The 19,496-nt window shown below is 40.1% G+C and carries 19 protein-coding genes; 3 read left to right on the plus strand and 16 right to left on the minus strand.

Annotated features, from left to right (window positions below; genetic code table 11):
* Nucleotides 1–314 precede the first annotated feature (314 nt).
* Entirely contained in the window at nt 315–710 is a 396-nt protein-coding gene (locus U1E44_RS03845; RefSeq protein ID WP_322929727.1) for a group III truncated hemoglobin, read from the plus strand.
* Nucleotides 711–809: 99 nt separating this feature from the next.
* Here U1E44_RS03845 and U1E44_RS03850 read toward each other — a convergent pair whose 3' ends face one another.
* The 13 genes from U1E44_RS03850 to U1E44_RS03910 all read right to left on the minus strand — a co-directional run bounded on the left by U1E44_RS03850 (nt 810) and on the right by U1E44_RS03910 (nt 13,325).
* Nucleotides 810–2,579, minus strand: coding sequence for a nitric oxide reductase activation protein NorD (locus tag U1E44_RS03850; RefSeq protein WP_322929728.1), 1,770 nt, complete (start codon nt 2,577–2,579; stop codon nt 810–812).
* 7 nt (nt 2,580–2,586) lie between these two features.
* On the minus strand, nt 2,587–3,408 hold the full coding sequence (locus U1E44_RS03855) for a CbbQ/NirQ/NorQ/GpvN family protein (protein ID WP_322929729.1): 822 nt from the start codon (nt 3,406–3,408) through the stop codon (nt 2,587–2,589).
* A 339-nt stretch (nt 3,409–3,747) separates the two neighbouring features.
* Nucleotides 3,748–5,103, minus strand: coding sequence for a cbb3-type cytochrome c oxidase subunit I (locus tag U1E44_RS03860; RefSeq protein ID WP_322929730.1), 1,356 nt, complete (start codon nt 5,101–5,103; stop codon nt 3,748–3,750).
* 23 nt (nt 5,104–5,126) lie between these two features.
* Nucleotides 5,127–5,582 carry a c-type cytochrome gene (locus tag U1E44_RS03865; protein WP_322929731.1) on the minus strand — a complete coding sequence of 152 codons (456 nt, stop codon included), beginning with the start codon at nt 5,580–5,582 and terminating at the stop codon, nt 5,127–5,129.
* Between the two features lie 383 nt (nt 5,583–5,965).
* Nucleotides 5,966–6,748, minus strand: a complete 783-nt coding sequence (locus tag U1E44_RS03870) for an ABC transporter permease (RefSeq protein ID WP_322929732.1) — start codon at nt 6,746–6,748, stop codon at nt 5,966–5,968.
* On the minus strand, nt 6,741–7,451 hold the full coding sequence (locus U1E44_RS03875) for an ABC transporter ATP-binding protein (RefSeq protein WP_322929733.1): 711 nt from the start codon (nt 7,449–7,451) through the stop codon (nt 6,741–6,743). The genes U1E44_RS03870 and U1E44_RS03875 overlap by 8 nt, the downstream gene beginning before the upstream one ends.
* The gene (locus U1E44_RS03880; protein ID WP_322929734.1) at nt 7,448–8,686 is read right to left on the minus strand and encodes a nitrous oxide reductase family maturation protein NosD; all 1,239 of its coding nucleotides are present in this window, start codon (nt 8,684–8,686) and stop codon (nt 7,448–7,450) included. Before U1E44_RS03880 ends, U1E44_RS03875 begins: the two co-directional genes overlap by 4 nt.
* Complete coding sequence (locus U1E44_RS03885; RefSeq protein WP_322929735.1) at nt 8,686–8,979, minus strand: cupin domain-containing protein; 294 nt, start codon at nt 8,977–8,979, stop codon at nt 8,686–8,688. The genes U1E44_RS03880 and U1E44_RS03885 overlap by 1 nt, the downstream gene beginning before the upstream one ends.
* Nucleotides 8,963–9,415 carry a nitrous oxide reductase accessory protein NosL gene (locus tag U1E44_RS03890; RefSeq protein ID WP_322929736.1) on the minus strand — a complete coding sequence of 151 codons (453 nt, stop codon included), beginning with the start codon at nt 9,413–9,415 and terminating at the stop codon, nt 8,963–8,965. The genes U1E44_RS03885 and U1E44_RS03890 overlap by 17 nt, the downstream gene beginning before the upstream one ends.
* 3 nt (nt 9,416–9,418) lie before the next feature.
* Nucleotides 9,419–10,063 (minus strand): LPXTG cell wall anchor domain-containing protein, encoded by a 645-nt coding sequence (locus tag U1E44_RS03895; protein ID WP_322929737.1) that lies wholly within the window; start codon nt 10,061–10,063, stop codon nt 9,419–9,421.
* 136 nt (nt 10,064–10,199) lie between these two features.
* Nucleotides 10,200–12,161: a Sec-dependent nitrous-oxide reductase gene (gene nosZ / locus U1E44_RS03900; RefSeq protein WP_322929738.1), complete on the minus strand. Its 1,962-nt coding sequence runs from the start codon at nt 12,159–12,161 to the stop codon at nt 10,200–10,202.
* Nucleotides 12,162–12,214: 53 nt separating this feature from the next.
* Entirely contained in the window at nt 12,215–12,799 is a 585-nt protein-coding gene (locus tag U1E44_RS03905; RefSeq protein ID WP_322929739.1) for a fasciclin domain-containing protein, read from the minus strand.
* Between the two features lie 19 nt (nt 12,800–12,818).
* Nucleotides 12,819–13,325: a c-type cytochrome gene (locus U1E44_RS03910; RefSeq protein WP_322929740.1), complete on the minus strand. Its 507-nt coding sequence runs from the start codon at nt 13,323–13,325 to the stop codon at nt 12,819–12,821.
* A gap of 124 nt (nt 13,326–13,449) precedes the next feature.
* Here U1E44_RS03910 and U1E44_RS03915 point away from each other — a divergent pair, with 124 nt between their 5' ends.
* The gene (locus tag U1E44_RS03915; RefSeq protein WP_322929741.1) at nt 13,450–13,881 is read left to right on the plus strand and encodes an RrF2 family transcriptional regulator; all 432 of its coding nucleotides are present in this window, start codon (nt 13,450–13,452) and stop codon (nt 13,879–13,881) included.
* Between the two features lie 65 nt (nt 13,882–13,946).
* Here the strand turns inward: U1E44_RS03915 and U1E44_RS03920 are convergent, their stop codons facing one another.
* The 3 genes from U1E44_RS03920 to U1E44_RS03930 form a co-directional block, all read right to left on the minus strand.
* A complete protein-coding gene (locus tag U1E44_RS03920) occupies nt 13,947–14,852 on the minus strand; it encodes a hypothetical protein (protein WP_322929742.1) in 906 nt (301 codons plus the stop codon).
* Between the two features lie 44 nt (nt 14,853–14,896).
* Nucleotides 14,897–16,963 (minus strand): TonB-copper family protein, encoded by a 2,067-nt coding sequence (locus U1E44_RS03925; protein ID WP_322929743.1) that lies wholly within the window; start codon nt 16,961–16,963, stop codon nt 14,897–14,899.
* Nucleotides 16,964–17,054: 91 nt separating this feature from the next.
* Nucleotides 17,055–17,432: a hypothetical protein gene (locus U1E44_RS03930; protein WP_322929744.1), complete on the minus strand. Its 378-nt coding sequence runs from the start codon at nt 17,430–17,432 to the stop codon at nt 17,055–17,057.
* A 593-nt stretch (nt 17,433–18,025) separates the two neighbouring features.
* Between U1E44_RS03930 and U1E44_RS03935 the strand changes: the two genes are divergently transcribed.
* Nucleotides 18,026–19,426 carry a Gfo/Idh/MocA family protein gene (locus tag U1E44_RS03935; RefSeq protein ID WP_322929745.1) on the plus strand — a complete coding sequence of 467 codons (1,401 nt, stop codon included), beginning with the start codon at nt 18,026–18,028 and terminating at the stop codon, nt 19,424–19,426.
* Nucleotides 19,427–19,496 lie beyond the last annotated feature (70 nt).

The raw sequence follows: 19,496 nt of genomic DNA on the forward strand, positions 1-19,496 counted from the left end.
TTAATTTGAAAAATACATTCATCTAATAAGGTAACAATATGCCATCAACTATTTGTTGATTTGTTGATTTGTTGATTTGAAAATGTAACAATGTAGTGGTGTAACAATGTGCGATCAACGAACAACGATCAACTATTTGTTGATTTGTTGATTTGAAAATGTAACAATGTAGTGGTGTAACAATGTGCCATCAACGAACAACCAACAACGATCACCTATTTGTTGATTTGTTGATTTGATGATTTGAAAATTTGAAAATTTGAAAATGTAACAATTTACGATCAACCATCAACGAACAACAAACAAGGAAAAAAATGCCTAATCCCGAAATAAAAACAAAAGCCGACGTCGCTCTTTTAGTTACAACGTTTTATGGAAAGGTTCGGAAAGACGCTATTTTAGGGCCTATTTTTAATCGTATTATCACGGATTGGGATCCGCACTTGGCACTATTGACTGATTTTTGGGAAACCCAATTATTTTTAAAACGCACGTATTTCGGAAATCCGGTTACCGCACACCAAAAAATGGATGAAACCATAGGTCATATAACAACTTCTGAGCATTTTGGGTTGTGGCTCAATCTTTGGCACGCTACTATAGACGAACTTTTTTCGGGAGAAACCGCGTGGATAGCTAAAAATAGAGCACAGAAAATGAGTACCATGTTGTTTATGCAAATTTATGCACACAGATCCGGAAAGGTTTAAAATCAACGTTAAGATAGTGGTAAAAGCAAAAAAGAGCTTCAAACGTTTGGAATCTATGGCTCTATACAATCACAAACGCAAGTAGAACGCATTTCATTCTTAGGTTTGATGCTTAATTTTGTCGTATAATTTAGCGAGGGCTTTTAAAAGAGCTACAGGGCTGGTGAGGATTTCATAATGGTTTTGCCCAAACATTTGCGGTAGGTAATATTTGGCCTGCGCTTCTATCGCTAGGGCATACGAATGAATGTGCCTATGATTCAGTTCTCTTAAGGCTTGTTTTACATCATTTATCCCGTAAGATCCTTCGTATTTGTCGTAATCATTAGGCTTCCCGTCAGAGATAAGAATAACCCATTTGTTTTTGCTGTTTCTCTGGTCTAATAAAGTACCCGAATGACGCAGTGCAGCACCAATACGGGTGTATCCTGCAGGCGAAACACCTCCAATGTGGTGCTTAGCGCGGTTCCAAGGGGCATCAAAATCTTTAAGAGTAATGTAGGTGCTGTAGTTTCTTGTTTTAGAAAAAAAGCAATTAATAGCAAAATCGACCTTAAATTCATTCAGGATTTCGCCAAAAAGAATGGAAACTTGCTTTTCAACATCTATTACTTTGTTGCCGGCAGCATATCCGTCGCTAGACAAACTCACGTCTAAGAGGATTAAAATTGATAAATCTTTTTCTTTTTTTCGTTTACTAAGGTAAATGTGTTCTGAAGGTGTATGTCCTGAACGAATATCCGTATACAACCCTGTTAGCGCATCTAGGTCGAACTCGGGACCTTCTGTTTGTCTGCGCTGCATTTGGTATTTATTATTTACCGAAGTTAGCATTTTTCGAAGCGCAGTGAGGGTCGATTTATGTTCGGAAAGGGTATTTTTTGTATAGGTAACGTCTGTGGTTTGTTGTTTTTGTGGGTACACCTTGCAAAAGGCAGGTTTGTATCTTCTTTTAGAAAAATCCCATTCATCATAGGTATAATGAGGTGCCGTCGTATTGGTTTCTATACTCTCGGCAATGGAGGTATTCTCTATAAAATCGGCCTGAAACACGGAGTGTACCGGATCATCAACTCGTACCGTATATTTCATTTGAAGTTCTTCTAATGCATTGGCATGGTCTTTAAGGTCGTCATCACCATCAAAGTCTCTCCAGCCACCTTCCCATTCCTCAGCGGTTTCCACTTTTTCAAAATTGTGAGTAAGCATATAATCTTCTTGTGCCTTTTTATCAATTTGAAGCGAATGTAACTCCTCAACCGCATTGGCTTTTAAAATGGTATTTATTTCGGTATCGATTGCTTTTTTTACATGGGCTGAAATTTGAGAAAGTTCTTTCTTTTGAGACTTATTGGGGTTGTCTTGCATCCATTTTCCATAAATGAACGAAAAGTCGGGCATTTCTTTTTTTGAAGAAATTGATGCGAAGTATTGGTACAGATCGGCATGAATCTTCTCAGTTATCGGATAGTGTTGAAAAACCTCTGGTAAAATGTGGACTGCGGATATTCTCGCGTTGTTTTGGGCGTCTTGCAGCTCGCATATTTGGCCGCTGGTGTGATTGTACCCTTTCTTTTTTTGAACGGATAGGTATACCACCCGAAACAAATAAAAGGAAAGATTTTGTTGGGTGGTTGGGAAAGCCGAAAAACGTTGGGGCAAGAAAAAATTAGTGTCTTTATATCCACCTTCACGCTCCGCTTCAAAGATGTTAATAGGTTCTCCGGAAATCGCTCTGGCGACAACGGTAAGCCTACTCTTAATATCATTCAGAAATACCGCGTGTTCTTGTGTTTGCTGCGCTTTTTTTCTACGCTTTTTTAAAAATTTGGCAAAGGTGCTGAAAATAAATTCATCCGGCTCAAACATAAATGGGTTATATCATTAGATTAGCAAGATCGGTTAAGGCTTCTATAATTTCGGCGTCGTCCGTGAGGGGCTCTATGACTGCCACACGCACCGATAGCCGTTTGGGGAGACCGGAGTGTATGAGTTTGGCCGCATCAACCAATAGACGTGTAGAAACGGTTTCAGTTAGCCCTAATTCTGTTAAGTTCCTTATTTTAGAGGCGATTTTTACCAAGCTTTTTGCCGTATTTTGATCTAGTCCCGTTTCCGCAACGAGAATCTGAATTTCTTCTTTGGGTTGCGGATGGTAAAATGATAATGCCATAAACCGTTGTCTTGTAGAAGGTTTCAACTCTTTAAAACCTTTTTGATATCCTGGGTTAAAAGAAGCGACCATCATAAAATTAGGATGTGCCTTAACACTAATTCCTAATTTATCGATATACAATTCTTTCCTATGGTCCGTTAGCGAATGTATCGCTACCACCACATCGGGACGAGCCTCTGCGATTTCGTCCAAATAAATAATGGCTCCTTCTTTTACGGCCTTTGTCAGTGGGCCATCAATCCAAATTGTTTCGGCTCCTTTTATGAGATACCTACCAATTAAATCGGTAGATGAGGTTTCTTCATGGCAGGCTATGGTGATGAGTTTTTTTGATAACGTATGTGCCATATAATCTACAAATCGCGTTTTTCCTGTACCTGTGGGTCCTTTTAAAAGAAGTGGAATTTTATTGATGTAGGCATGTTTAAAAACCTCCACTTCGTTAGATATGGGCTTATAGAAAGGCATTTTTTTTGTTGAAATGGCAATGTCGTTTACTAATGTGTCTGCGGTATGATCCATAGAAATTGTTTTTAATATTAATCGATAGAATTCTCTGGTGCCTGCCGCGGAGATAGTCAGTTTCAGGAAATTCTTTTTTGGGAGTACAATCGATTTAGTTTATTCCCTTTTGATTTCTTTACGCTATACGTGATATTGAAATGCTCCAACGCTTGCCTGGCCGTATCATTCCCTTTCTTACCGGCATGCAGGCAGGCGCTGAAACTTTATGTTAAAGTTCCTTTTAAGACTTCTTGGGCGTATTCCGAGGTCATTTCCGGTAATCCTAACTAGAACGGAGTTCTGCAAAATGCCCAACTTTACATTAAAGAAACAAGTATTTTTTACCGAACTGTACGGTTATTCCAAAATGGGTTGTGACTCCGGTTGTACCCAAGCTTCATCATTGGGTTGTCCGTGCTTTATAAAGTCAATGATGTATAAAATAACACCCGTGGCAAATAGGGTAGCACAAATGAGTAACACCACAAAATGGATGCTGATTTCATTCTGAACCAACATAAAATCCATCTTTAATTTCCGCTCTAAATATACCTGTGCCACTCCGGCCACCCCAAAAGAGACGGTCATCCCAATCATCCCAATATTGGCGGTCCAGAAAGCGGCCTGTCCTCTAGCACCATCATAGAGTTTTCTTCCCGTTAGATTTGGAAGTGCATAACTAATAATTGCAAAAACGATCATGGCATAAGCACCCCAGAAGGCTAAGTGACCGTGCATGGCGGTAACTAATGTACCATGGGTATACAGGTTGGTTTGGGGTAGGGTATGGGCAAAACCAAGCAGACCTGCGCCTACAAAGGAAACTATTGCAGAGCCAAGTGTCCAGAATAGGGCTATCTTGTTAGGATGCTTTTTTTCCCCTTTTCGGTACATATTTACGGCAAAGAGTGCCATGGCCATAAAGGCAAGAGGTTCTAATGCCGAGAATATACCGCCTACAATAAGCCATATTTTGTTAACCCCGATATAGTAATAATGGTGACCGGTACCTAATACACCCGATAAAAAAGTAAGACCCACAATAACATAAAGCCATTTTTCTATTACCTCTCTATCCACACCGGTTAGTTTTATGAGAAGAAAAGAAAGAATACCGCCCATAATTAATTCCCAAACGCCTTCTACCCAAAGATGCACAACCCACCATCGAAAAAAAGAATCGGTAACCTGACTATCAAAGGGCAGCATCCCGGGTAAATACAACAAGGCAGCAAATAGAAGCCCCATGGAAAGAACTAAGGCAGTAGTGGTTTTTCGTTTTCCTTTAAAAAGGGTGAGCAGAATTAAAGCCAGAAATAGCAACACATTGATGACGACCAAAAAGTCCAAAGATCTTGGAATTTCCAAAAATTTACGGCCTTCCCACCAGTTAAAATGGTAGCCAATAATGGCGGTAACCCCAACCAATGCCAAAGAAATAAGTTGTACATACGCCAATTTAACGCTTACCAGTTCGCGTTGGGCTTCTTCCGGAATGATGTAATATGCAGCACCCATAAAACCAGACAATAGCCATACCACCAATAAGTTCGTATGCACGGCTCTTGCCGTATTAAAAGGGATGAAATCGTGGAGTCCGTCCATGCCGATGCGCGCAAATCCCATAATAAACCCATAGGTTATTTGTAGTACGAGAAGGAGCATGGAAAGTGCAAAGAACCAATAGGCTACTTTTTGAGATTGATATTTCATAATAAGTTGTATTAATTGATTTGTTATTCGTTTGATGTAGAAAGAGGATTTTCACCCTTGGCTAAGGGCGATACAACACGGTCAAAACCATTAAGGTCTATTCCTTCAATCCATTTAAAAAAGGCGATTACATCTGCGGATTCGTCTTCAGACATGCCATAGGCGACCATTTTTCTGCCGTTGGGAGCCCATGGCACGGGGCTCATGAGTACGGCTTTAACGTATCCCGGACCGCGCCGTTCTAATACTTTTGTCAGCTCCGGGGCATAATAACCACCTTCACCAAGTATTGTATGGCACCCCATGCAATTATTGGCTTCCCATAGGTGTTTTCCTCGAATAACCTGTTCGGTAATACCTTCATGGTTGGTCTGGTCTTGTTCTTTACTGAAAGAGAAGATCGTTAACCCAATAAAGGCTAAAAAAGTGACGAGTGTACCCCCAAGGAAAAAGGCTCGTGCTTGTTTTTTTGATAGCATACGAATTATAATTAAGGATTAAAAGATGTTTTTATATTTTAATAAAATTAAATATTGATGAGCATATTTAAAATGATATTTATCATGAAACTGTATCACTAAATTTCAATCTAAAGATTCACCGACCCTTGGGTCGGGGTTTCCTATTTATCGCTCCTTTGGCGAGGTCGGAACTGCCTTTTTACAGTTCCGGGAGAGGTAAAATACAAAATTTCGGTTTTTGGCTCAAAGGCCAAAATGAAACTGGCGAAACCCGTACTGAGCGCAGTAGAAGTATACCCTGGGGCTTGCCTCGGGGATACTCAGTTTCAAGAAATTTTTTATCGAATGCGTACGATTTTGAAGATCCAAAACCAGCGTTTAGATCTCTTTATAGGGGGCGTTTAGAAATCTTTTTTCCTAGCTTTTCGCACAAAAGCCCAAACAGGAACTATAGTCCATAATACCAGCATAAAAAGAGACACTAAAAGCCCCGAAGTGGTTCCAAAAAATTGTTTGAAAACAGCACCGGTATACCCCAATAGGGCAGAGATATCTAACTTTAAAAGAATAAGGGTTCGGGCAAGATCTATAGGATTTAGCACAATGGCCAACAAGGAAAATTTATCTAAAGGATAGGCTTCAAAAACCATGAGCGACATTAAGAAAAGGCCGTCATAAATTACCGCCATAAAAAGCCATGCTAAAACGGCATACCCAAACCCTTTTATTCTATTTTCATTAGCCAGTGCAATGTTAAAAGAAATGGCTGTAAAAATAAAGGTTAGGAATGCCCCAATACCTAACAGTAATGAAAAATGAAATATAGCATTACTTTCAAAAAGCCCATAGAGAACAAACGGTATACCAAGCCCTAGTACCAGACTTAGCGTTAATGAGCCTGCTACTCCTAAAAATTGACCCAAAAAAATAGTAGATCGTTTTATAGGTAGCGCCAAGAGAAGTTCTGTGAATTCCTTAGAGTTATAAAAGTACATGACCCCAAAGATGGTTCCAATAAGAGGCACTAAAACGATAATGATGTTCATTAGGGTAATTACGGCTTTTGAAAGATCATTGTTTAGGAACAATAACACCAAGCCCATAGCGAGATAGAACAGAAAGTATACGTAGCTCCACCGGCTTCGAATAAGGTCGTAAAAACTGTATTTTAGTATTTTAAACATGAGTATTGAGAGTGGCTATGGTTGCAATGGCATGTTCCACATTGTTTTGTGCTGTATGCGCTTTTAGTTGGGCTAAACTGCCTTTAAAATAAATTTTGCCTTCTAAGAGGTAAATAATTTCATCGGCCATATCTTCTACAAATTGCATAATATGGGAGGTAATCAAAATTGTTTTCCCTTTTTGCTTTTCTTCGTTAATAAGCGTTTTCAGTCCGATAACTGCAAGCGGATCTAGTCCGCTGGTAGGTTCATCGAGTACAATCAGAGGGCAATTGAACATAAAGGTTAGTACTAAATTTACCTTTTGCTTGGTACCACCGGAAAGTGTCGCCAGTTTTTTTTCCAAAAAAGGCTCCAACCCAAAAAGTGAAATGAGTTTAGCATCGTTACTAGAATTTTGACGTAGATCTTTTATCATCCCGATAAGTTCGTTTACTTTTAAATTTCCCGGAAAATTCGCAATTTGGGGCAAATAGGCAATTTCTTCTCGGTATTTCCATTGGTTTTTTACGGATTGACCCATCACAGAAATGCGACCTTTGTTTGGAATCACCATCCCTAAAAGTGTTTTAATTAAGGTGGTTTTTCCTGAACCATTCGGGCCTAAAATGGCAAAAATGCCGCCATCTACCACTTCGAGATCCAGACCGGATAATACCTCGTTCTTTCCAAATTTCTTTTGTAATGCGGTTATATGTATCATGGTATTTTTTGCATTTGTGGGCTGGCGTCCATAAGATCATCCGGGGTAAAAATGGGTGAAACTTTTTCGGAAAAATCAATGATATCCATAAAAAGGCTTCGAAGCAGTATAATGGTCTCCGGTGTTCTATTTACGATATAGGAAAATAACTTTACCGGCCGGTAGGGTACATCGCCAACGCCATTTTTATCTAAATCATAGCCGGTGTAATTGCTCCAAAAGTTACCATGAAACACATTGTCGTTGATATTGCTGTTATACGACAGGTCGAAGGAATTGTAAAGAAAATTGTTGCCGCTAAAGGTGTTGGCATAGCACGCCCCTCTTACTTTAATACCCCAGCCGTTTTTAGAAAAATCATTGTTTTTGAAATTGATCCGATTTGACCCCTCCAAATTGATACCTATAGAGTTTTCCGAAAACACATTGTGGCTTATGTCTGCATCATTAATTTCCTTTAAGAGTAATCCAAAGGAGGCAGTACCCCAATTTTTTTTAAAGGTATTGCGCAACATGCTAATGTTTTTAGAAAACATTACGGCCACGCCGGCACCATTGCTTTCAAAGGTATTGTCCTGGTACACATTGTCATTAGAAAACATAAAATGCAGACCATATCTAAGATTGTTATAACTTTTATTGTTGTTGATGGTAATTTGGCTGGCAAATTCCAGATAGATGCCATCCCGTACTTTGGCTATACTATTATTGGATATTTTGATGTCTTCCGAATACCAAAGATGGATGCCGTTGCCAGAATTATATTCGTTCTCCGCATTGCCCACAATCTGATTATTAATAATATCTCCTTGACTCGATTTTTCGATAAAAATGCCGAAAAATAACTTTTCAAAAGTGTTATTTCGGATGCTGAAATGGGCACTTTTCACCACGCGAATGGCAGCATAATCTGTGGTGTAACTACGACCCACATTTACTATATGAAATCCGTCAACGGTTACATAGTCTGCGTAAACGGAGATAATTTCCCCTTGACCATCGCCGTCAATAATGGGGCGGTCTTCCCCGATAAGGAATAGCGGTTTTGTAAGCTGTATATTATATTCGGTATAGTTGCCTTTTTTTATAATTAGCGTATCGTAGTCTGAAGCTGCAGCAATTCCATCTTTAATAGTTCTAAGTTCGCAACTACTGCAAATTATCAGCGTTTTTGCCCATAATGAGCTAGAACCACATCCAATAAAGATTCCTATAAAAATGAGTATAAATCGCATTACCGAATGATTATAAATTTGGAATTTTCCTTGGCTTGCACCCAGTGAATGACAGCCTTTGGAAAATTAAAAAGGTCTTGTTCTTCCAGATGAAATACGTGCCCATTACAATGAAAGGCTATGGCACCATCTAATACCAGCAATTGTGCATCTTTGGGCGATGTATGCTCCGGGAAAATGGTGTTTTTTTCCAAGCTGATGCTTATAATTTCGAAAGTGTCTGTTTTTGTCAGCACATCCACTTTTAGTTTGTTGTAGAGCTGTTGGCTTATCTGTTTATTTATTGTATACATTGGTTGTCTTAAAATGAGTTAATAGCGCGGGCCAACTATATACTGTGCCTGTATGACCTTCTTGCGCAAATGCCGCTTCTTCATGCGTGGAAAATGCGGTGAGGAACGCCCCCATAGGGCTAGGGATACCGGGACTAATAAGATAGGTAGCCTTAGTAGCATCTATGAGTTCGCTCGGAGTATTGTAATCGTTTACCAGATACAGGGCTATTTGTGCAGTTTCTAGTTCGTTTAGATAATGAAGCATACATTCCGTGGCATCAAATTTATAAGCCTTCCCTTTTTTTGTTACTATTTGTGCTGCATGTTGGCGATCTACAATAGTCATACTGCAAAATCGACAACCATCAGTGCCATAATTTATAGGCTCAGGATCTACTTTGCAGCCAATAAGTAATAGTGCCGAAAAAAATAAGAATACCTGTTCCTTTTTCATTGCTTAAGCATTTGCAATTTCGCCTATAGCGGGTGAATTTTGGGTACGATGCTTTTTCCATCCCATAAAAAAGGCGGTCAGCGTCATCATCATGCCTACAAACATCATCCAAGCCCCTGTGCTAGGCAAAGAAGTGACATCAAAATTTAACATTTTCTCGTGACCAAACAATGGCGGTTTGTAGGTAAGGGGAGTGCCATCGGGATAGGTAAGTTTCATAATGGCTTTTGGGTCTAAGTTGGTTCCATAATCTATTAACCACGCATTAAAATCGTACATACCCATAATCCCCAAAACGGACATGACCAGAAACCAAACCAAATACCAAGAATATCCTACTTTGTTAAAAAAACCAAGAACACCAATCGTAATTCCTAAAATAACCATGCTTCCAACGACCAAAGGAAAAATTTGAAATTCCCACATTTCTTCAGGTTTGGGAATGGTTTTCATGCCAATATAATGGTTTAAACCATCGATATTTTGGATATCGAATTCCTGAACTCCTTTTATCCCGTTAATATGAATATTCATCCCTAGAGGTTCCGGGTATTGGGGTGCCCCTAACATAATGTTCCATAACGGAAAGGCAAATAATCCCAATAAACACAGAGAACCAAGAATCATTAATAGACTTGCATTTTTCATATTCATTTTTTGAAATTCAGAATTGATCAAATTTTACAACGATTGAGTATGGCGTTCATTCCCGTTAAAAAAGCGGGGCGCTTGTCCAATACGACCCGCTTTTTATTAAAAAAAAGAAAAGAATTTTTAAAGTAAATTAATCGCCTAGTGTAAAACTCACAGGGACAGTGGAGTTTGCGGGAGAAACCCTTACATAACCTTGCATTTCTTGATGTAATGCCGAACAGAAATCGGTACAATAAAATGGCCAAACGCCCACTTGTTTGGGTTCCCATAATAGGGTTTCTGTTTGTCCTGGCATTATGAGTATTTCGGAGGTTTGTGCACCAATTATAGCAAAGCCATGTGGCACATCGTAGTCCTGTTCCATATTGGTTACATGAAAATAAACCTTATCGCCTACTTTTATGCCTTCGATGTTATCCGGATTAAAATGGCTGCGCACCATAGACATATACACATGCACTTCATTGCCATTCCGTTCTACACGAGCATTGGCATCAGACAATACGGCATAAGGGTGTTTGTTCTCGCTGAGTTTGTATATTTTTTTGGAATTTTTCATTACAATATCAGCAGGGATGCCGGCGGCATAATGGGGTTCTCCAACCGTGGGAAAATCGAGTAATAATTCCATTTTATCACCAGATATATCGTACAATTGTGCCGATTGGGTAACCTCAGGCCCTGTAGGTAAATACCTGTCTTTGGTAATTTTATTCATGGCTACAAGGTATTTACCATGGGGTTTTCTGGAGTTACCGCCGGGAATCATTAAATGGCCTACAGAGTAATAACAAGGTTGCCTGTCTACCACTTCCCATGTACCTAGTTTCCATTTTACAACTTCAGACGAAATGAAAAAAGTGGTATACGCATTTCCGACGCCGTCAAACTCGGTGTGTAATGGCCCAAGTCCGGGTTGACTCACCGTTCCGGCCAAAACATCTTCAAATTTTAAAATCGGGATTCCATAGGCTTCACCATCAAATTTTTTACCTTCTATAGCAGCTAACATTTTAGTAAAGGAATGTACCGTTAAATCCGCAGAAAGTTTACCGCTTCCCACTATATACTCTCCCGATGGATCTACATCACAACCGTGTGGCGATTTAGGGGTGGGCAGAAAGAATACTGCGCCGGGTACATCCGTTGGATCTACCATGAGTACTTCCTTTTTCATGGTAGAAGTGGCCATTTGGGTACTTTCGTCGTACACGTTATGCGCATAGTTGGTGGGCATTTTAGTGCCACCTCCATTGTTGACGTATTCTTCAATCTTCTTCCAGTTTACGGCCGCAATAAAATCCTTGTCGTTTTGCGATGCATTCACTTCCAAAAGTGTGCTGGCTTCCTCCGTGTTGTAGGTGGTGAAGAAAAACCAACCGTGCGACTTACCTCTGCCTGGGTGGGTTATGTCATAATCAAATCCGGGCATTAATAATTGAAATTTAATGGCCATACCACCATCTTCCGGATCTACACTGATAAAGGTTAGTGTTCCTTTAAAATTTCCTTTGTAATCTTTAATAGGCATATCTTGTTGTGGCACGGGTACAGAAAAACGAGTTCCGGCCACCACATACTCCGAATTTTCGGTAACCATAGACGAACTATGATTCCCCGCACTATTCGGAATCTCAATAATTTCCGTTGTCTCAAAAACGGTTAAATCTATCTTGGCAATTCTGGGCGTATTGTTGCCATTGATAAAGATGTACCTACCGTCTAATTCCCCATTCGTCTGAGAAATATCGGGGTGATGGGCGTCATCCCAAGGAATAAAACCATGAGAGGTATTCAACATAGGTTTGGTTTCCTCGTTATAGCCCCATGCTTTTTCGGCATCCTGAGAAAACACTGGGATGACCTTGAACAATCTTCCTGATGGTAGCCCATACACGGAAAGTTGACCACTAAACCCTCCTGACATAAAGGCGTAGTATTCATCCAATTGACCCGGAGCCACATATACTCTTTCTGCAGCGTTAGAGGATAATGCCCCGCTGGAAGCACTGCCCTTACCTTGTGGACCACAAGCGGTAAAAACCAGCGAAAGTCCCATTAAGGCGTACATAATAAATGTATATTTTTTCATTATTTTTTGGTGTTAAAAGTTATTTATTATTTAATTTCTATAGTGACTATTGCTTATTCTAGAGGGGGTAACATCACCTTGTCTACCACGTGCACAATACCGTTTCCTGCCGGAATGCTCGCTAGGATTTTGGCATCGCCCACATAGACATCATCGCCTTTTACTTCTACAGCTACATTTTGATTGTTGGCTTGACCTAATTTTTTGAATTTTTTCAAAAAATCCTTGCTGTAATTTCCGGGTGTTACATGGTATTTTAGAATATTTGCTAAAGCACCTTTGTTTTCAGGTTTCAACAAATCTTCTACCGTACCTTCGGGCAAGGCTTCAAAAGCAGCATTTGTAGGGGCAAAGACCATGAGTGGTCCGGCATTGACCAACGCATTTTCTAATTGGGCGGCTTGTACCGCTGCCACCAAGGTGCTGTGATCCGGTGAACCAATGGCAATGTTGAGGACATTGGGAGTAGATTCATCATCTGTAATAAAAGCTTGTCCTTGCCTTGTACCGGTTTGGGTAGTGGTGGAAGACTCACTAGGGCTAGAAGATGGTTTTGCTTCCTCTTTGCATTGATAGAAAAACAGAGCCAAGGCCACTAGAAGAAAAACGATCGATTTTAATTTTTTGGTTGTTTTCATTTTACATCAGTTTAAGGTGTTATAAGGTTCTAAAATATTCTAATACCGCTCTTGCCTGCGCTTCGGTTAGGCCTTGTTGAGCCATTGGTGCACCATTAAATTCTTGTAACAGTGCTTTGGCCAAAGGATCCGTTTTTACCATTTCTTCGGGATTAAGAATCATATTCATTACCCATTCGGGGGTACGTCTTTTTAAGATGTCATTCGGTGCCGGGCCAATAAACTTTTTACCAATACGATGGCATGCGGTACACATTTGGTTATATACAGCTTCCCCCTCGGCTGCCATTGCGGGATCTATTTCTGCATTTAGGCTTACCGATGTAATAGGACCAACCCCTTTATTGACCAAATCAATGCTTTCGGAAGGTTTTACCATATTCGTAGCTGCCGATTCGGTGGGTTTTTCAGTCTTGCTTTTGGCACGTTCAATGCTAAATTCTTCGGTTTTCTTTTCGTCTTTGCCACCACAGGCCATAAGCAATACGGAAAATACGAGGACGACACTTTTAAATTTTAGGTTCATGGTTTTAGATTAAATGATTTAACGGATCAAAAATAAAGGGCTAAACGCAGATATAATATGATTTTAGTCATATAAAAGATAAAAACATCTTTTAATATTTGCCCTTGAAAAAGAAGAAGATAATATGCTATCCAACACTACAAAATATGCGCTTAAAGCGGTACTCTATTTAGCGGTTCATTCTAGTGAAGATCATAAAATATTAGCGAAGGATATCAGTAAGCCTATCAACGTACCTCAAGCTTACATCGCAAAATTGTTACAGGAACTTTCCCGTCATCATGTAGTAACCTCTGCAAAAGGTCCCGGTGGTGGCTTTTATTTAAGTGCACAAAATAGGCGTACGCCCTTACTAACTATTGTAGGTATTTTAGATGGTGATAAGCGCTTAAATTCGTGCATGCTAAGTATACACGCGTGCAATGAAAACCATCCTTGTCCCTTGCACAAATTGGTGGGACAAACCAAACTGAATTTTATAAAAAATTTGGAGGAGACCACTATTGCCGATCTTGTTGAGGATATAGCAGCCCAGCGTTCATTTTTACCCGTGTAATGGACAGCAAAAAGCCACCCAAAGTTTCCTTTGGATGGCCAGCACTAAAACTACCTGAATACCGATTAAAACTCGATTTCGAAAAACAAACTACTCTCCAAATGATCTTCGGTAAGGACTTCCCCTTTAAGGAGCTCACCAGCTTCGTTTACTACAGTTAAATTGAGCTTCCAATACCCCGTCATAGTAAGCGCGAGTTTGCCTGCATATCCTTGGGTTTTGGCATCATAACTTAAATCTACATTATTAGGAGAACTATGGTTGCCCATGCCGGGCATACGAGGATCTAGCGTTATCGTGTAATTTTCTACTACAGGAAAGTGCATCATGTTCTCCATTTTAAAAAGCAGAGCCGTGATGTCGTTTACAGCGATCTGGGGTGCTTTTGGCCCCGTCATTGCCAGCACATAACGGGTTTCATCGGCACCCATAAATACACTTACCTTTTGTTTTTCATCTACGGGCAACATTACGTTTATGACTTTAGAAGCACTATACTCTTGTCCGTTTACGGTATAATTTACGGTAAGATCCCAAAATTCGTCCGTATTCCCGGGCATTTGAAAAACGATATACCCTTTGGATATGGTTTCAACCTCTGTGATAGCCAAATCCGAATAGGGACAGGAGTGATTCATTTGCATCATGTGCATCATCGGCTGCCAAGTGATTTGAGATTGCGCTAGGTAAGTTCCTTGAGTTACATCTTTGACACGAACATAAAGTTCGTTATAACCTACAGTAAAATTTTGGTTTTCCGAGTAAACCTCTATGGCATGTGCCTCCGAATCTATAGTGGTTACCAACTTAAAATCGGCCAAAGGATCTGGGGCAATAGTGTCGGGAACTTCGTTATCTGAGCTACAGGAAAGAATGCCGCCAGATACGATAAAAGGAATAATGATAAATCGTATGTTTTTACAGATTAATTTAAAGAGCGTAATTTTTGATAAAGGGTTTATGTTTTTCATGAGATATGTTATTTAATATTATTGTTATAGTTATATGTATTAGATTATTGAAAGTGATAGGCGAGTGTTACAAAAAAATTACGTCCCATACGTGGAATGTTTTTCCAGTCGGTATAGGTGGAATAATAGGTGTCTAATATATTTTCCGCACCTAATTTTGTAAATACTAAGCCATGATTTAGTTTAAAATCCTTTCCGAGATAGACAGAAAATACTCGGTATGCCAGCGTCTGATCTTCCCCAAAATCCGGATTAAAATGTACTTGTTTGCCCGCACCGTTCATTGTTGCTCCGGCCGAAAAATCTTGAGTACGGTAGTGTACATCAAGGGTATATGTCAATGGACTTATAAAGGGAAGATTCCTGTTTTCATCATCTTTACCGCGATGGTAAGAAACCAATGCCTTTAACGACCATGCTGCGCTTGGTTTATACTCCGTATTAAACGACATAGTTGCCAATTGTGCATCATTGAGGTTTTTGTACATTTTAACACCTTGGGCACCAATGGTCATGGCACTTAATCCGGAATGTACCTCGCCAATAATATAATTAGGCATTCTAAAAATGGAACCATCCAAGCTTGCTTTTACGTTAGACTTTTCTAAGGTGATTTTGAGGTTACCTTCTATGGACTGTTCGTTTTTTAGATTCGGATTACCAATGTAGTCGTGGTTATCAAAGCTGTTAAACAAATAAAATCCAAAGGCTTCAGACACCGAAGGTGCACGATCCCCATAGGAAATGCCTGTTTGAATACGGATAGGGTACAGGTCACGATTCCATTGTACTGCCACGCTTTTTAGAAACCGATGCTGGGTATCTGTCATATTCGGATTAAAAATACGCAGGCTGTTAAACCCCATCTCGTCGGCTATCCTAGCATTTTGAAGAGCCATTCTTGCGTATACTTTTAAGGTTCCAAGGGGCAATTTTAAGGTGTCTTCCCCATAAAGTCCGACATTTACGCTATGCACATCGGGCCAAGTAAGCATAAACATTTCTTTTTCATTGGGGTTTTGGGGATACATGGTCATTTCTGCCAAAGATTGGTTATAAAATCCATCCCATTTCACCAAAAAATGATGTAACCCCACTTTGGCAGCTGCTTCGGAGAGAAATCCAAACGTAGTGCTCCACCCGGGCATGTCCATCCGAATAGGCACATCTGGGCGCTTAGAATCGTCCATAATATGGGTAACCTTATTAAAGTAGATTTTACTGCTCCAGTTTTTCAATGGCCCTAGTGTTTCCTGATCAAAACTTAGCGATGTTATAAAAGCTCTTGCTAAGGAAACATCCATTGTAAGGGCAGGATATCCTATATCTCGGGCTTCATCAAAGATGATGGTGCCATACAAAGCCTTACCTTCTTGAAACTTGTAGCCTATGTGAGTAGCAATGTTATACTTTTCAAATTGAGAAAAGGCTACCTCCTCACCTCCGCCGGCAATATAATTCGCTGCTTTTCGGAACATAATATCATTGTCTACAAAAAATGAGGCATTAGAGTAATTGGCATTGGCTCCAATAATGCGCTGTTGATTATTGCTTTCAAACCCGTTTTCTAAGCGAGCACTAAAACCTGTTTCGGAAAAGTTACTTTTGTCTATTTCCAAATCTATGGCTCCGCCGATAGTAGTGCCATATTTGGCACCCTGCTGTCCGGAGGCTACATGCGCTTCGGCAAGATTAGAAACATCCACATAAGACGTAATAGGATCCATTTTGTCGGTACAGGCTCCAAAAATGCGCATCCCGTCAATGGTTATGGAGAGACGCTCCGAAGCCATATTGTTTAACGTAGGTTCCCATGCATAAGCGCCCCTTTTTATCATTTGCACTTTTTGAGCCGATTCCAAATAGGCGTCTATAGATGAAAGTGATTTCGATTTTTTGTGATACTCCAAGGCACTCTTCGAGGAAATCACAATAACTTCATCCAAATTAATGGTTAAAATGGAGTCTTGTTGAAAGATTAAAAGTGGGTCTTGGGTAAATCCCTTAAATGAGACCCAAAAAATTAGTAAGACCGTACAGAGACCTTGCCCCATAGAGCCTGTCGCTATCCGCACGTTGGTTGCGAATGGCGTACTCCTAAAAGTGTTCATTTGCTATGTTTTAGATAATTCGTATTGTGTGAGGTGAACGCCGCTAAAATGAACCATAGCGGTTCTAAATGCAATTGCGTTCAAGATTAAATTATCCTAGTTCCGGTGGTTGGGCGATATCTGAGGTAAATAAAAAAGTTAATACGTTTTGGGTCGTTTTAAAATGATGTACTACCTTAGCATCAATAGTATTTTTGAATAAAAATGGCGCTGGGAACCATACTACCCAATGAAGTTCTAATTCGTTTTTGGTTTGATTTTTTTCAAAAGGATTATCGTGGGCACCTTCCGACGCCTGTGCTAGTTTTTTCATCAGATAACACTTGCCATCGCATTGCAACTTCGCATTGTCTTTATTCTCGCAAAGCACATTTACGATGTAATCAAAGTTTACGATATACTCCGCAATGGGCCAAAACGGCTTAGCAAGCAGTAAAAGGAGTACCCCAAAAATTCCAATGTTTTTCACGAAGCCAAATTAGCACCGGTACGAATAAAACAATATGATTTTTATCATAAAATTCGAAAGTTTATAGGTTGAAATCAGCACCGAACAACGATTAGATGATTTGTTAATTTGTTGATTTGTTGATTTGAAAATATAACAATGAACCAATTTACGATCAACGATCAACGAACAACGATTTGTTGATTTGAAAATGTAATAATGAAACAATTTACGATCAACGCTCAACCAACAACGAACAACGATTTGTTGATTTGTTAATTTGTTGATTTGAAAATGTAATAATGAAACAATTTACGATCAACGCTCAACCAACAACGAACAACGAACAACGATCAACAAACAACGATTTGATGATTTGTTAATTTGTTGATTTGAAAATGTAATAATGAAACAATTTGCGAACAACGAGCAACGATCAACAAACAACGAACAACGAACAACGATCAACCAACAACCAATCGGGCTTTTTTTAATTTCTGACCTAGTTGATTTTTTTTTTTGATATAAGTATGATGAGAAATTCGTAGTTGAGTTTTGCGAGCTGCCACTTAAAATGGTATATTCAACAGGTTTTTATTCAAATCAAACAACTAATGAAGAAACAGAATAATCAAGCTTCCCGCAGAACCTTTTTGAAAAATGCGGCATTGGGTTCGGCTGCCGTAACAGCAGCGCCCTATGTATTGGCCACATCCTACGAGCAAACCTTATGGCTCAAAAGAGATTATATTTTGCCCCGTTTTTCACTAAACGACCACATCCAAATAGCCCTTATTGGCAGCGGTATTCAGGGCATTTACGACACCAATGCGGCCTTAAAGGTTGCGGGCGTAAAACTTGTTGCGGTGTGCGATTTGTATTCCGGGCGACTGGATCGCGCCAAGGAGCTTTGGGGATCCGATTTGTTTACTACACGGGATTATAGGGAAATATTATCCCGCCCCGATATCGATGCGGTTATTGTAGCCACACCTGATCATTGGCATAAGAAAATAACGATTGATGCCCTTAAAGCAGGGAAAGCAGTGTATTGTGAAAAACCAATGATACAGCGATTTGAAGAGGGGCACGAAATTATAAAAGCGCAACAAGAAACCGGAAAAATTTGCCAGGTAGGGAGTCAGACTATGGCTTCTCTGGGGAATGAAAAGGCAAAACAACTCTATGAAGAAGGGGCAATAGGAGAGATGGTTATGCTGGATATGTACAATGACCGCTATTCTGCTGAAGGTGCTTGGCAATACCCGATTCCACCGGATGCCAATCCGGATACGATAGATTTTGATACTTTTTTGGGGAATGCTCCAAAAACGGCGTACGATCCCATTCGTTTTTTCCGATGGCGCAATTATAAGGATTATGGCACAGGGGTGGCAGGAGATTTGTTTGTGCATGCTTTTTCTACCTTAAATTTTATTTTGAGTTCTAAAGGCCCTAATCGAGCACTATCTACGGGAGGTCTTCGCTATTGGAAAGACGGCAGGGATGTGCCCGATGTAACCCTTACCTTTTACGATTATCCCAAGACGGATACCCATGCTGCGTTTAATGCGTCATTTCGGGTAAATTTTATTGCCGGATCCGGTGATGGGGGCGGTTTCCGACTTGTGGGAACTGAAGGGGTTATGGAAGTGGGCTCACAGACGGTAAAACTAAGTCGCTCTAAATTGGGGATGATTCCGGGTGGGTATTCCATGAATGCCTACACAGAAGCCAATCAGCAAAAAATGAAGACCGAATACGCGCTTAAGCATCCGCCGGAACGAAAATCTTCCCTCCATCTTGGTGAAACCATCTGGCGGGCACCTGAAGATTATAAAGGCGGCCATTATGATCATTTTTACAATTTTTTTCAAGGGATACGAGGAGAAAATACGGTAGTGCAAGACGCTACTTTTGGCTTGCGAGCGGCCGGAGCTGCGTTGTTGGCCAATGAAAGTTACGCTCAAGGACAACCCGTACGTTGGAATCCGGAGACGATGCGATTGGTGTAACCTTTGGTGTGCGGCAAACTACCGACTTCAAAAAGGATCAAGGGAGTAAGTAGTTACTTTTTAAACAAAA

The sequence above is a fragment of the Aurantibrevibacter litoralis genome, assembly GCF_034651555.1.
Classification (GTDB): domain Bacteria; phylum Bacteroidota; class Bacteroidia; order Flavobacteriales; family Flavobacteriaceae; genus Aurantibrevibacter; species Aurantibrevibacter litoralis.

Coding starts and splice junctions, on each gene's coding strand:
- U1E44_RS03855 (WP_322929729.1), bottom strand. CDS start 3,408: ATGGATCATACCGCAGACACATTAGTAAACGACATTGCCATTTCAACA.
- U1E44_RS03880 (WP_322929734.1), bottom strand. CDS start 8,686: ATGCGATTTATACTCATTTTTATAGGAATCTTTATTGGATGTGGTTCT.
- U1E44_RS03905 (WP_322929739.1), bottom strand. CDS start 12,799: ATGAAAACAACCAAAAAATTAAAATCGATCGTTTTTCTTCTAGTGGCC.
- U1E44_RS03915 (WP_322929741.1), top strand. CDS start 13,450: ATGCTATCCAACACTACAAAATATGCGCTTAAAGCGGTACTCTATTTA.
- U1E44_RS03885 (WP_322929735.1), bottom strand. CDS start 8,979: ATGTATACAATAAATAAACAGATAAGCCAACAGCTCTACAACAAACTA.
- nosZ (WP_322929738.1), bottom strand. CDS start 12,161: ATGAAAAAATATACATTTATTATGTACGCCTTAATGGGACTTTCGCTG.
- U1E44_RS03875 (WP_322929733.1), bottom strand. CDS start 7,451: ATGATACATATAACCGCATTACAAAAGAAATTTGGAAAGAACGAGGTA.
- U1E44_RS03865 (WP_322929731.1), bottom strand. CDS start 5,582: ATGCTATCAAAAAAACAAGCACGAGCCTTTTTCCTTGGGGGTACACTC.
- U1E44_RS03860 (WP_322929730.1), bottom strand. CDS start 5,103: ATGAAATATCAATCTCAAAAAGTAGCCTATTGGTTCTTTGCACTTTCC.
- U1E44_RS03910 (WP_322929740.1), bottom strand. CDS start 13,325: ATGAACCTAAAATTTAAAAGTGTCGTCCTCGTATTTTCCGTATTGCTT.
- U1E44_RS03925 (WP_322929743.1), bottom strand. CDS start 16,963: ATGAACACTTTTAGGAGTACGCCATTCGCAACCAACGTGCGGATAGCG.
- U1E44_RS03890 (WP_322929736.1), bottom strand. CDS start 9,415: ATGAAAAAGGAACAGGTATTCTTATTTTTTTCGGCACTATTACTTATT.
- U1E44_RS03845 (WP_322929727.1), top strand. CDS start 315: ATGCCTAATCCCGAAATAAAAACAAAAGCCGACGTCGCTCTTTTAGTT.
- U1E44_RS03920 (WP_322929742.1), bottom strand. CDS start 14,852: ATGAAAAACATAAACCCTTTATCAAAAATTACGCTCTTTAAATTAATC.
- U1E44_RS03895 (WP_322929737.1), bottom strand. CDS start 10,063: ATGAAAAATGCAAGTCTATTAATGATTCTTGGTTCTCTGTGTTTATTG.
- U1E44_RS03870 (WP_322929732.1), bottom strand. CDS start 6,748: ATGTTTAAAATACTAAAATACAGTTTTTACGACCTTATTCGAAGCCGG.
- U1E44_RS03935 (WP_322929745.1), top strand. CDS start 18,026: ATGAAGAAACAGAATAATCAAGCTTCCCGCAGAACCTTTTTGAAAAAT.
- U1E44_RS03850 (WP_322929728.1), bottom strand. CDS start 2,579: ATGTTTGAGCCGGATGAATTTATTTTCAGCACCTTTGCCAAATTTTTA.